General features: G+C 34.2%; 10 protein-coding genes and 1 pseudogene. 4 read left to right on the top strand and 7 right to left on the bottom strand.

Going from position 1 to position 12,220, the window contains the following annotated elements:
* Positions 1-786: 786 nt before the first annotated feature.
* The 3 genes from ABWU23_RS02650 to ABWU23_RS02640 all read right to left on the bottom strand — a co-directional run bounded on the left by ABWU23_RS02650 (position 787) and on the right by ABWU23_RS02640 (position 3,503).
* The gene (locus ABWU23_RS02650; RefSeq protein ID WP_353270748.1) at positions 787-1,500 is read right to left on the bottom strand and encodes a hypothetical protein; all 714 of its coding nucleotides are present in this window, start codon (positions 1,498-1,500) and stop codon (positions 787-789) included.
* Between the two features lie 150 nt (positions 1,501-1,650).
* A complete protein-coding gene (tatC, locus tag ABWU23_RS02645; protein WP_353270747.1) occupies positions 1,651-2,409 on the bottom strand; it encodes a twin-arginine translocase subunit TatC in 759 nt (252 codons plus the stop codon).
* Positions 2,406-3,503 carry a type I glyceraldehyde-3-phosphate dehydrogenase gene (locus ABWU23_RS02640; protein ID WP_265045521.1) on the bottom strand — a complete coding sequence of 366 codons (1,098 nt, stop codon included), beginning with the start codon at positions 3,501-3,503 and terminating at the stop codon, positions 2,406-2,408. Before ABWU23_RS02640 ends, tatC begins: the two co-directional genes overlap by 4 nt.
* Before the next feature lie 315 nt (positions 3,504-3,818).
* Between ABWU23_RS02640 and ABWU23_RS02635 the strand changes: the two genes are divergently transcribed.
* The 3 genes from ABWU23_RS02635 (at position 3,819) to ABWU23_RS02625 (ending at position 5,734) form a co-directional block, all read left to right on the top strand.
* Positions 3,819-3,983, top strand: coding sequence for an HK97 family phage prohead protease (locus ABWU23_RS02635; RefSeq protein ID WP_410530044.1), 165 nt, complete (start codon positions 3,819-3,821; stop codon positions 3,981-3,983).
* 135 nt (positions 3,984-4,118) lie between these two features.
* Positions 4,119-5,321, top strand: a complete 1,203-nt coding sequence (locus ABWU23_RS02630) for a hypothetical protein (RefSeq protein WP_353270746.1) — start codon at positions 4,119-4,121, stop codon at positions 5,319-5,321.
* Between the two features lie 104 nt (positions 5,322-5,425).
* Entirely contained in the window at positions 5,426-5,734 is a 309-nt protein-coding gene (locus tag ABWU23_RS02625; protein WP_353270745.1) for a hypothetical protein, read from the top strand.
* Between the two features lie 23 nt (positions 5,735-5,757).
* Here ABWU23_RS02625 and ABWU23_RS02620 read toward each other — a convergent pair.
* A pseudogene (locus ABWU23_RS02620) lies at positions 5,758-6,988 on the bottom strand (IS256-like element ISWpi15 family transposase).
* 185 nt (positions 6,989-7,173) lie between these two features.
* Here ABWU23_RS02620 and ABWU23_RS02615 point away from each other — a divergent pair.
* Complete coding sequence (locus tag ABWU23_RS02615) at positions 7,174-7,302, top strand: hypothetical protein (RefSeq protein ID WP_264688292.1); 129 nt, start codon at positions 7,174-7,176, stop codon at positions 7,300-7,302.
* 287 nt (positions 7,303-7,589) lie between these two features.
* Here the strand turns inward: ABWU23_RS02615 and ABWU23_RS02610 are convergent, their stop codons facing one another.
* From ABWU23_RS02610 to ABWU23_RS02600, 3 genes are all read right to left on the bottom strand, one after another.
* Positions 7,590-10,727 carry an AsmA-like C-terminal domain-containing protein gene (locus tag ABWU23_RS02610; protein WP_353270744.1) on the bottom strand — a complete coding sequence of 1,046 codons (3,138 nt, stop codon included), beginning with the start codon at positions 10,725-10,727 and terminating at the stop codon, positions 7,590-7,592.
* The gene (rnhA, locus tag ABWU23_RS02605; RefSeq protein WP_253309066.1) at positions 10,720-11,157 is read right to left on the bottom strand and encodes a ribonuclease HI; all 438 of its coding nucleotides are present in this window, start codon (positions 11,155-11,157) and stop codon (positions 10,720-10,722) included. The genes ABWU23_RS02610 and rnhA overlap by 8 nt, the downstream gene beginning before the upstream one ends.
* A 175-nt stretch (positions 11,158-11,332) precedes the next feature.
* The gene (locus ABWU23_RS02600; RefSeq protein ID WP_253309067.1) at positions 11,333-12,220 is read right to left on the bottom strand and encodes a heme o synthase; all 888 of its coding nucleotides are present in this window, start codon (positions 12,218-12,220) and stop codon (positions 11,333-11,335) included.

Genomic DNA, 12,220 nt, shown 5'->3' with positions numbered 1-12,220 from the left:
CTCACTACCAAACCTTACTATATTATTATCTTGGTAAAAATCATAATAATTCGTTAACTTGTATTTTAAATCTGTATATCAAATGTACTTTTCTCATAAAGTGCCAATTGTGAAGCTAATGAACTTTATTTGTTTAAAATTTTGCTGAAATAGCTCTTTTTATACTATGTTTTATATAGCTAAACTGACTTAGATTTACCGACAATTTGAAAAACGACAAATTCGTCATCCCGCTACTAGTTAGCGGAATCTATGCCGAGATACCGCGAATGAATCGCGGTATGACGGTTCGCGGCGGGATGACGATAAGCTCGTCATCCCGCTACTTGTTAGCGGCTGAGAGATACCGCGGCGGTATGACGTAGGAAAACCTTTCTTAGGTTAGCTATAGTTCGCTATATTATGTGATTTTATTTTTAGCGTTGCTTCTTATATTATGTGATTTTATTTTCCATAATGCTTATTATGTAATTTTCAATGCTAATAAAACTACTTCCCAACCTTTTAAACAGCAACTTGTCGAACCTCCAGATTAGTACTTAAGAGAAAGTGTTAAAGTATCTCTTTAAGTATTATATATTAGTATTTGGAGATCATACTTATTATAGATCTCCAAAGTACTCATAACGCGTAAACTATGTATTCCACTGGGTTATCAACCAAGTTATTCACAATGCCGTGAATAACCTCAATATATGCTTAAATAAGAAAATTGGTATTTCGGTAAAAGACAAGGAAGAAGGCTTCTTCCTTCTACTGTTTTTAACTTAACTATATGGCGAATTTCTAAGCAGGTACCTTTTCTTTTTCTTCTTGTGCGTGAGCTTCTTCTAGTCTACCACTAGGTTTTAATACTGCATATGTAATAACGCCAGCAACAATCCCGACTGCCAGCGCAGCAGCTACAGCTATGCCAACTATAGCTAATACTGATAATTGAACACCGGCAACACCACATCCAACACCGACTGCCAATGCAGCTATAACACCACAAGTGATACCAATTCCTATTGCTTTATTAGTTACTTGTTTAGTTTCTATCTCATGTTTCTCTTTCATTTTATCATTAAAACCTTTGGCAAAACCCTTGGCAAAACTCTCGACAAAACTCTCGACAAAACTCTCGACAAAATCCCCAAGTTCATCAAAAAGCATTTGCTTGTCTTCAGGCGGCGTCCCATCAAATTTTACAACGTTGGGGAATTCAATATTTATAATCTCAGCATTTAATATTTCATCAAGTGATATATCTTTCTTTGTCATCTCATCAGAAATAACTTTCAAGCCTTCTTGATTCTTAATAACTCTACTATAGTAAAATAGTTTTTTAGTATATCTTTCACCATTTTTGAACTCTATGGTTGTACCACGAGCACTAAGAACTGCTAGTAAATCATCTTTTGAAACTCCTTGTAGAATTTCAGCAACGTTACCATGATCTTTTATTGCGTTCTGTAACCGATCATATAATTTCCTTTGTTCTTCTGTTAAACCAAACATACAATTACTCCCATAAGTCTACTAAGTTTAATTATTGCATGTTTTATGTAAAAAATCAAATACAAAAAGTCTTATTAGGAATTATCACACACACTCAAACAAGAGAAAGGTGCTTGTGCTCGAAAAAGAACGTTACAAATACATATTTATTCAAACCTTTGCCTTCTTCTCAATATACCTACATATCAAAATGGACAATTCATATAGAATCAGCATTGGTATTGAAAGCCCTACTTGGCTTAATACATCAGGTGGAGTTAAGATTGCAGCGATAATAAAAATTACCACTATCGCGATTCTGCGTTTATTTGACAAACTTTGTGTAGTGAGTAACCCTACTCTCACCATCAATGTGAGTATTACTGGAATTTGAAATGCAGTGCCAAATGCAAACATAAATTGGAGAACGAGGTCTAAATATTCGCTAACTGATGGCATAAACTCTATCGGTATATCGAAGGATTTACCACTGTGTTCGAAGTTGATAAAAAACTTCCAGGCTAAAGGAAATATATAGTAATAGACTACAGTAGCTCCCGTTACAAATAAAACCGGGGTTGCAATTAAGTATGGCAACAACACTGCCCTTTCACTTTTATATAACCCAGGTGCTAAGAACATATAGAATTGCCATGCAAACACAGGAAAAGAAAACAAAAGTGCGCTCATTATTGCGACTCTAAGATACACAAAAAATGCCTCTGTTAAGTCTGTGTAAATTAAAGAAAAACCTTCGCTATCTTTTGTTGCTTCTATTAAAGGTGCAAGTAAAAAACGGTATATATTTTCCTTAAAGTAGTAACAAAAACCAAAAGTAACGCAAAAAAATAGAAAGCAAAAGATAACTCTTTTTCTGAGTTCCGCAAAGTGCTCACAAAATGAAGCATATTTGTTTGGGTTTCCATTCATACTTTACTATGGCTCAATAATGCTATGTCTAACATTCTCAGCGAAAAAGCCCACTCATTGTCATACCACGCTGCAACTCTACAGATGTCGCCTGTAACATATGTACCAGTTGAATCCACAATTGCGCTATAAGGGTTATGCACAAAGTCTATTGAAACTAAAGGTTCCGTGCATATAGAAAGTACATTTGACATTGGAGAACCCTCTGTCATCCTAGTACCCTCTGATGTCATCCGAGTAGCTGACACTGGGATCCAGAAATTAGATTCCAGCGTCACGCGCTGGAATGACGTAGAGGAGAGAGCTGCATCCTTAAACATTTCATTTATTTCTTTAACGGTCGCTTTCTTATCAGTCGTAAATTTAAAATCAACCATAGAAACATTGCTAACTGGAACTCTGACGGCAGTGCCATCTAGCTTTCCCTTTAATTCAGGAATTACAGAACCGATTGTTTTTGCTGCCCCGGTTGTAGTTGGCACCATAGATAATCCGCAAGCCCTTGCTCTGCATAAGTCTCTATGATTGCCATCAAGAACATTTTGATCATTCGTATAGGCATGTATAGTAGTCATAAAGCCACTTTTTATACCTAGATTAGAGTGTAGGACTTTCACAATCGGAGCAAGGCAATTTGTAGTGCAAGAACCTGCTGATATTACTTTATGCTCTTTTTTGAGCATATCATTATTCACACCATAAACTATAGTTACATCAGCATCTGGAACTGGAGCAGAGACAATCACTTTCTCTGCATTGTGCCTTATTGCTTCTTCACGCTTGTTAAATGCACCAGTACATTCAAGTATTACATCAACATTCCAAGGAATATTTTCAGGGCTCCGTTCTCTATATAAAGAAAATTTTCTGCCATTTATAGATAGCCAATTTTGAGACTCATTAAAGTCAATATCACCACTGAATTTGCCATGAACAGAATCATATTTAATCAAATGTTCATGCTGCTTTGCACTGAGCGATCCATTCACAGCTACAACTTCTATTTGTTTGCTATATTCTTCTATTTCGAAAATAGCACGCAATACGCCTCTGCCTATTCTACCCAGACCATTAATTCCTACACGAATCGTCATCTCTTCATTCAAAAAATTTAATTATAGAGGATATCACTTGATATTTCATTCTATTCTTTTGCTTTTCTATCGATATGAACATTATAGCAAAGAGACAGGGCTAAAAAATTGCTTTACAAACTCCGCCAGCCCCCTTATCATGATAGTGAAGGTATTCAGTTATCTTCATCTGTGCAGATTAAACAGCAAGAAAACAACGTAGTTGGCGTCTTATTTTTAATTTTTTGCACTATGTGCACCTTATGTCTTCACAACATTTCTGGGTTTTTACCCACACAAGCTGAAACGCGCTTATAAGTCGTTTAAGACACTAGAGTGTTAAAACAAGTGGAATTATGGGAAGTCAGTTTGGTCACTTTTCCTGCAAACTTAGCTGCTCAGGTAATCAATGTGAAAAATCAGAACAATGAACAGGAAATGTTAGCAAGAGCGATAGAAAAAGCAAATGCTGTACTTACAGACATGTACGTTTCTGCTTAAAGTGTATTAGGCGGGCAAAGACTTTACCATAATTTGATACCTGCGTTAGTATTTATTTAACATTTATACTAATATATATAACTTTACTACTGTTAAAATTTTCTGTAAATCGAAGTTAAAAAATAAGGTAATTTTATGCTAAATACTAACAATACGGTTAATTATGAAATTAATGTTAAACGAAAGGAAAAAAAATACAGTTGGTCTACTGTATTTGCTTGGTTGTACTTAAAAACGATTGGACGAATACTACCAAAGAAATGGAACAAATGGGCGGAAAATATTCTATCTAATAAAGTAACATTTCAAGATACGATAATGCAGACCGAATGTGTTGAAACAACGGATAAAAATATTGGAGCTGACTTAAAACCTGAGGTTGCAGAAAAAGGGAGCCAGAGTGAAGTAATAAGTAAGGATGGAGAGGTTCAAACTGAAGAAAATAGTGAGTTCACTGATGAGAGTTGTTTTGATACTATAGTAAATGATGAATTCATTGATGAAGAATACGATAGTATGGAAGAAGTAAGCATAGAGGAGGAAGGTGTAAGTCAGGAACTAGAACTTGAGCGTTTACAAAATGCCTTCTTAAAAAAGGAAAATGAGGATTTGGAATCTAAACTTGCAGAATGCAAAGAAGAGTTGGTAGAGGTGAAAGAAAAAGACACGAAAATAAATAGTTTAATGCGGTTAAATGAAGGATTAGATGAAGATAAAAAGGAAATGGATGCTAAAAATAACGAACAACAGCGCACTATATCTGATCAAGAGAAAAGAATAAGAGAGCAAGAAGCTTTCATTAAATCACTTATCGATAAAAATAAAGATATAAATGAGGCTGTTAAGAAAGACAATGAAGATTTGCAAGCGCAAGTAACAAAACTCAAGGAAAATTTATCTGTAAAAGAGAAGGAGTCAACAGAACAATTGGAGAAGATAAATTATCTACAGCAAAAAGAAACAGAATTGAAGCAAGAAAGAAAGGAAGATGTTGAATTAAAAGACAGAATTAATGCTTTAAATAGTGAAAAAGAGGAGCAGTTAAAAGCTATGAAAGAAGAACGCAAAATGCATGAGGAAAGTCAGCGTGAGTTAGAACGCAAATTAGAGAGCTTGGGAAGTCAATTAAGAACTGCTGAAGTAGAGAAAAAGAGCTCAGAAAATGAGATTGCTAGGTTGCAAGAACAAGTGCAGATCTTAGAAGGAAGTAAAGAATGGGAGTTAGCTGGAATAGGTGATACCTTAAATAAAACTTCTTTGAGCGTGATGGAATTGTTAGCGCAGCAACTACCACTAAATAATCAAGAGCAACAACTACAGGGAAAAAAGTTGACTTAGAAGATAAATTAAAAATTTTAATCAGTCAGCTAAACGCTACTGAAGAAGAAAAGCAGATCTTAGAAGGAAATAAAGCTGAAGAAATAGAAAGACTAAAGGCAGAATTGGAGAGAAAATTAGAGTCTTCACAAGGGGATAATAAAAAGTTACAAGAGCAAGTTGAACATCTGAATGTAGAATTAGAAAAAGTAAGAAGTGTTGCAATGTCATCTGTTAAAGCGCATACAGACACACTTGGAGAAAATTACGAGTTGAAAATACAGCAAGTTGAAAATTCAACAGCTGAAGATGAACAACAAAATGGGAAGTTAACAGAGAAAGATACACAAGAACAGACAAAAGCTCAAGGATCAAGTATAATAAGCTTAAAGCCAGCATCTACTAAAAAATCACTTAATTATTGGGAGTGTTAAATAAACTGTGTCAAACCGCATTTTTAGTTCAACTCAATTTTCAATCTGCCAGGAAAGAAAACATCAAGTTGAGAGATAGTTAATGCCCAATCATGTACAGGCATCGTCCACTTTTCCTCTGCCTTCTTTATAGCACAATATACCTGCTTATACAAGGCATTTATGCTGGTAAATGAGCCTTTGGTCTTAGTGAATTTCCTAATTTGCCTATGTAGCCCCTCTATGGGATTGGTGGTGTAGATTATCCTCCTAACTGGACCAGAATACTTAAAATAACCAGACAAGTTTTCCCAATTATTCTGCCAAGATTTTATAACCATAGGGTACTTTGTGCCCCATTTTTCATCTAATTCCAACAGATAATTCTCGGCAATTTCCTTGCTTGAAGCTTGATATACCTTCTTTAAATCGCTCAAAAAACTCTTCGCATCTTTACTGGCCACATACTTCAGTGAGTTGCGTATCTGATGCACTATACACATCTGCACTTCCGCATTAGGAAAGACACTGTTTATAGCTGCAGGAAAGCTTTTCAGCCCATCAACGCAGGCAATAAGGATATCTTCTACTCCTCTTTCTTTGAGGTCATTTAGCACTCCCAACCAGAAGTTAGCTCCTTCACTTTCAGCCAAATAAAAACCTAATACTTCTTTTTTGCCATTTTGATCTATGCCTAATATGTTATACATGCATTTACTTACGCAATGCCCGTCCTCTTTGACTTTAAAAAACCATGAAAACTATCGGATATACAGACTGCAGCGGGCGACTACGCCATTCGTTGATTACTGGTAGCAATTTGTCAGTAATACTTGATATCTCTGCCACCGATATTTTGTGATCATAAATTTCCTCAACATGTGACACTATATCTCTATAGCCCATACCACTGGCAAATGTGCTCAAAATCTTCGTTTCAAGCTCTGGATGTAAGTTTGTTTGCCTTTTTTTGACTATTTGTGGTTCGAAACTTCCTTCCCTATCTCTTGGCGTCAAAAGCTCAAATGACCCTGCGCTTGTACGTAAAGTCTTTGCATTCCTCCCATTTCTTCGATTATTCTCTTCGCTTTCAGCCGACAAGTGGTTTTCTATTTCACCTTCCAGGCTTACCTCCAGCAACTTTTTTATAAACGGTGTTAATGCTCCATCTCTTCCTGTCAACGGTCTTCCTTCTCGTATAGACGACAGGATATTTGTTTCTAATTCTTTATAATCTACCAAACCGGTAGTTCTGTTTACTACTTTCTGACTCATTGTCAAACCTCCATTTTTTTATATCAATTTATTACTTTTTTTTCGGTTTGACACAGTTTATTTAACACTCCCATTTCTTATCCAATATTTTTCCAGCAATTAAATCCGTTATTGATTCTATCTCACCATTCTTTTCATGGTTATTTGGGTCTAAAGAGGAAGAACAATCTGATAACAATCTTTCTTTGCTTAACTTATCAGAAGAACAATCCGATGATAATCTTTCTTTACTTAAACCTGATGTTAATCACGATGCTGACGAAAATTACGTAGGCAATTACTCAGATTATCACCAACATGATGACCTAATATAGTGAAATAACGAACTTTTATCCCCTACCCTTCTAGTTGTATTTATAACTTTGCAGATATGGGAGGCGATAAAGGGAACTTAAATAACTAGATAAAAAACTAGGTGGATCATTCGGAAATTCTTGCATTTTTTGTCTATAATTTTGTAAAGAAATAACTTTTACTTTATCATAATCAAGTTTCCAGAAAGAGAGTGGTATTGCTTAAATAATTAGATAAAAAACCAGGTGGATCATTCGGAAATTCTTGCATTTTTGTCCATAATTTTGTTAAACAACTTCCCTTTTGGTCATGTCGAACCAAATTTCTTTTTCACACCACCTTTTAAGCCACCGATGACAGCTTCGTTAGTTTTTGTCATAATGCGATCAAACACTCCCAATAACCTCTTTAATAGGTTTGGAGTTAGCGAAGAGATAAGATCAACAGATACGTTATTGTTTTTGTCATCACCACTTGCTTTATAGTCTATTGAAACGATTCCCCTACTTTTCCCGCCAGTAAGAAGTTTCCCAATTATAGGAATTTTTAACAAAGATTTATTAATTGAATATGCTGGTATTACCTGTCCTTCAACTTGGAATTTATAATTTCTAATGTCGAGCTTACCGCTAGTGCTAATGCCTAATTCCGCCCCTTCAAGCCAAGATTCTTCAATTTCGACAGAGCCATCTTTGTATGAGAAAGGTACATTACATTTATAAAAGTATACACCTTCATCCTTTATAGCATTTACAATACCAGGAAGCGAAGACATCGATAATAAAGTAGTGAGTAGTGGAGCATCTTTGATATAAAAATTACTAATAGATAACATGCCATAATGTTCTTCATTTTCTCTTTGAGGAGATAGATAAAGAGAAAGTTTACCATTTTTGACTGATTTACTAATGCCTAAGGAACGCGAAAGTATACCTGCATTATCCGCATATATTTCGAGCCCTATTCCACTGTATTCCGCTAGTATATTGCTGCTATCTTCTAGAAACTGTCCTGTAAATTGACTTCCATTGCAATTACCTTTAGTACAGGTTACATTCAGCTTAGCATTTTTGATAACGACGCCTTCTTTCATAATTACATTGTCAACATTCATACTAATTTCTATATCTTTGTTTAATCCATTATTGTTTTTGCCAAGCAAGCCTAAAATATCACTCAAATTGATTTTCTCACCATAAATAGTTATGGCATTTTTTTCCTTACCTGATTCAATTTCTATACTAAAATCATTATCAGGCAATTTAAAACTACTAGAATTTAAATATAAATTTCCATTTTCTACTCTTCCGCTGAATTTTATATCTAGGTCATTTCCTATAACATCTAATTTGTCTACTAACAATTCATCGGCACCTTTTAATTTTACAGAGAACAAAACTTTATTGTGATCTTCAAAACGATTTTTCCACCCAAAATAACTTGAACGTGATTCAAGCTCTGATAAATCCATATTACCATTAACATGTCCCGTCTTATCTTGATTTATCACCGATTCTATATTTGTATTGACATAGCCACCTATATTTTCATCAAAATCAAGTATTTGAGCGGGTAAATCTCCGGTCAAATTCCAGGCAAAACTTTCATTCCTATTGCTACTTTTCAGGTCAAATAATAGCTGTGTGTTATTCACCATACCACTACCATTTAAATCTATAAAGTCACTGCCAAAACTAAGCTTAATGTCATATTTACCAAGACTTGCATTATAGACGGCCAAATTATCAATTTCAAAATGAAAATTTGCTGAGAAGTCTACTTTTTTGTCATCATCATTTAGATTAAAAATGCGAAAATTAAATACAGATTTTGCCATTCCACTTACTTTATCCCTTTCAACCTTCACCACATCATCCAGCTTAAATCTTATAGGCTCATATAAACCATACGCATCACTTACAGCTTGGCCATTAATGGTTAGAACTGAATTTTCCTTATTGAGAGATTTCATTTCAATATCACCACCATTAATAGTGAAATTCTGAAACTTAGCGCTATTTGCAGTAATTTTGAGATCGTTATTCTTGATGATCAAATCACCCTTTAATTCCTTTACTTGCTCAAAATCTTCATCAAATTTTACGCTACCATTTTCTATATCAGCAACAATTACAATGTCTGACAGATCGTCATCAACCAAATTGTTAATTTTGCCATTGAAACTTACAATGGTATTTAAAACATCCCCATTAATATTATCACAATACCAGCTTCTAAATTTACTATTCACTACACCATCTGGTACATAAGTACATAAATCCTTTGCAGCAAACTTGCTAATATTAATTCTAAGCAAAGCATGACTTGTACTAAAGTTCATCTTGCCTATTAAAGAGAGATACGTGTCATTTAACTTAAAATGGAAGTTTTTTACACTAATAATTCCATCACTATATGTTAAATTTATATTTACATTAGTTAAGGCCAAATTTTTGTTCAAATAATTTTCTGTATTCAATACGTATATATTTCCATCTACAATTTCATCCTTTTTATTAATTTTCACTGAGAAGCTTCCTTTGAATCCTATATTTTTGTCCAAATTGTAGCTTTTAACTAATGTAGAAAACTCGCTCAATAGTCCCAATTTTAGATTATAAAATGTCCCGTATACATTTAGCAAATTGTTGCGATTTTTTATTGTAATTGATAAATCATCCAAAAATCCCTTTCCATCTTTTGTATTCACATGAATATCTAAAACATTAAAATCTTCCCCCTTCCCTATATATAATTTATCAATAAAAAATTCATCTTCTGTGCTTTTATCAATAGCGATGTTAGTAAATTCAATTTTTGAATCCGCATTTAAGTCAAAAAAAAATTCCCTTATTGTTTTTAATAGATTTTTTGCACTGCTTTCTGTCATCTTGAAATTCTTCCCTGTCATTCCAGCACTCGTCCTTGTCATTCCAGCACTCGTCCTTGTCATCCAAGTAGCTTGACTACTTGTTTCTTTTTTTCTAGATTCCAGCGTCACGCGCTGGAATGACACCGAAGGAAGGCGGTTACTATTTAAATAATGATTATCCAAAAGGTCTAATGAGTTTTGCGGATTAACATTAGTTTCTTCTCTCTTGATACATACATGCACATTATCAGCTGAAACCTGAGAGAGATTTGTGCTAGCTTTAAATAAGGAACTTAACTTAAAATGTACAAAAAGCTCAGGAACTTTTATAGTAAAATTAGGGTTTGCTATTGCCAAATCTGTAATGACTAAATACGGATCTTTGCCATCTTTCTGCCAAACAACTGAGGTATTCTCCATATTAACGCTTGAGCCAACAAATATTTTTGATATTTTATGTTTAACATAAAAATTAATATAATTAATATTGATTTCTAAAGGCTTTAAAAAAATAAAGAAGCACAATATGAATAATAAAGCTACGGAAAATAATATAGTAATTTTTTTAAGCATCGATTATTGCTTTTCTTGCTAAAATATCAGCCTCCTCATTATATTTATTGCCACTGTGTGCTTTAACCCACTTCCAATCAATTTCGTGTTGTGAAGCAACGTTGTCTAGCTCTTTCCACAATTCCATATTTTTTACTGATTTTTTATTACTTGTTTTCCAGCCATTCATTTTCCACTTATTTATCCACTCTGTTATGCCATGCTTAATATAAAGACTATCCGTATATAAATTAATATTACAAGAAAATTTCAATACTTTTAGCCCATTGATCACCGCTGTTAACTCCATTTTATTGTTTGTGGTATTTTCTTCTCTACCATAAATGTCTTTTCTATAATCTTGAAATAATATGATAGCTGCCCATCCTCCCGCTCCAGGATTACCAGAACACGCCCCATCCGTGTATATTGTCACTTCTTTCTTACTCACCTTTGTTTATATCGGTTAACAAAGTATATAGTTGCTTTTATGAAAGCACAATTTCTAAAGGTAGTTTAAGCTGCACCTTTAAATTTTATTATAGAAACAAAAAAAAGTGTGACAACGAGCATTACCAAAAGGAAAAGTAAAAAATAGTTTTTATGCTTCTGCCGTTCTTTCATAACTAAAATAAATCAATAGAACAAAAAATAATACTGGCGAATAGGGAAAATAGATAAGAAATTGAATAAGAAAACATTTGTTTCTGTGAGTTGTGGTTCTTGAATCTGAGAATTGATATAGCGTACCAAATAAAGATGCAACCTGCAAAAATTGCCATGCTTAGATAAAGTAAAGCCTTTTTCAAAAATAGAGCTGGAAGCAAGCTGGTTAATACCAGCAACACACTATAAATTAATATATATTTTCTTGTTTTTTCCGGACCATAAACAATATTGAACATAGGAATCGATGCTCTTGCATAGTCTTCAGACTTATTTAAAGATAGGGCCCAAAAGTGTGGTGGAGTCCACATAAAAATTACTAAAAATAAAATGAAACTTTCCCAACTGACAGAATTAGTCACAGCTGCCCAGCCAATCATTGGAGGAAAAGCACCTGCTGCACCACCGATAACGATATTCTGTGGAGTACGCCTTTTTAGCCAAATTGTATATACGAAAACGTAAAATAATATGCTAACTGCAAGCAAAGCAGCAGAAATATAGTTTACTGCTATTGCCATGATAAATACTGACAATATTCCAAGAGTTATACCAAATTCAAGCGCACTTTCTGCAAGAATTCTTCCTGAGGGTATAGGGCGGTTTTTTGTCCTTTCCATGAGCAGATCTATGTCTCTGTCATACCACATATTTATAGCACCTGCAGATCCTGAGCCAAGAGCAACACATATAAGAGATATTAGTGCTAGAAAAGGATGCATACTACCTGGTGCAGTAACCATACCAGCAACTGCAGTAAATACCACAAGATACATTATCCTTGGCTTCAGCAAACGCCAAAAATCCAGTATTGTTGATTCAACATTTAGCAAAACACTTGTGTACAT

This window comes from Wolbachia endosymbiont (group A) of Hedychridium roseum, assembly GCF_964028325.1.
In the GTDB taxonomy this organism is placed as follows: domain Bacteria; phylum Pseudomonadota; class Alphaproteobacteria; order Rickettsiales; family Anaplasmataceae; genus Wolbachia.
The sequence above is the reverse complement of the archived record's forward strand: the minus strand, read 5'-3'. Positions and strand labels throughout refer to the sequence as shown.

Bases quoted from the DNA above. Each gene is read 5' to 3' on its own strand.
- ABWU23_RS02650 (WP_353270748.1), bottom strand. From the start codon at position 1,500: ATGTTTGGTTTAACAGAAGAACAAAGGAAATTATATGATCGGTTACAG.
- tatC (WP_353270747.1), bottom strand. From the start codon at position 2,409: ATGAATGGAAACCCAAACAAATATGCTTCATTTTGTGAGCACTTTGCG.
- ABWU23_RS02640 (WP_265045521.1), bottom strand. From the start codon at position 3,503: ATGACGATTCGTGTAGGAATTAATGGTCTGGGTAGAATAGGCAGAGGC.
- ABWU23_RS02630 (WP_353270746.1), top strand. From the start codon at position 4,119: ATGCTAAATACTAACAATACGGTTAATTATGAAATTAATGTTAAACGA.
- ABWU23_RS02610 (WP_353270744.1), bottom strand. From the start codon at position 10,727: ATGCTTAAAAAAATTACTATATTATTTTCCGTAGCTTTATTATTCATA.
- ABWU23_RS02600 (WP_253309067.1), bottom strand. From the start codon at position 12,220: ATGTACACAAGTGTTTTGCTAAATGTTGAATCAACAATACTGGATTTT.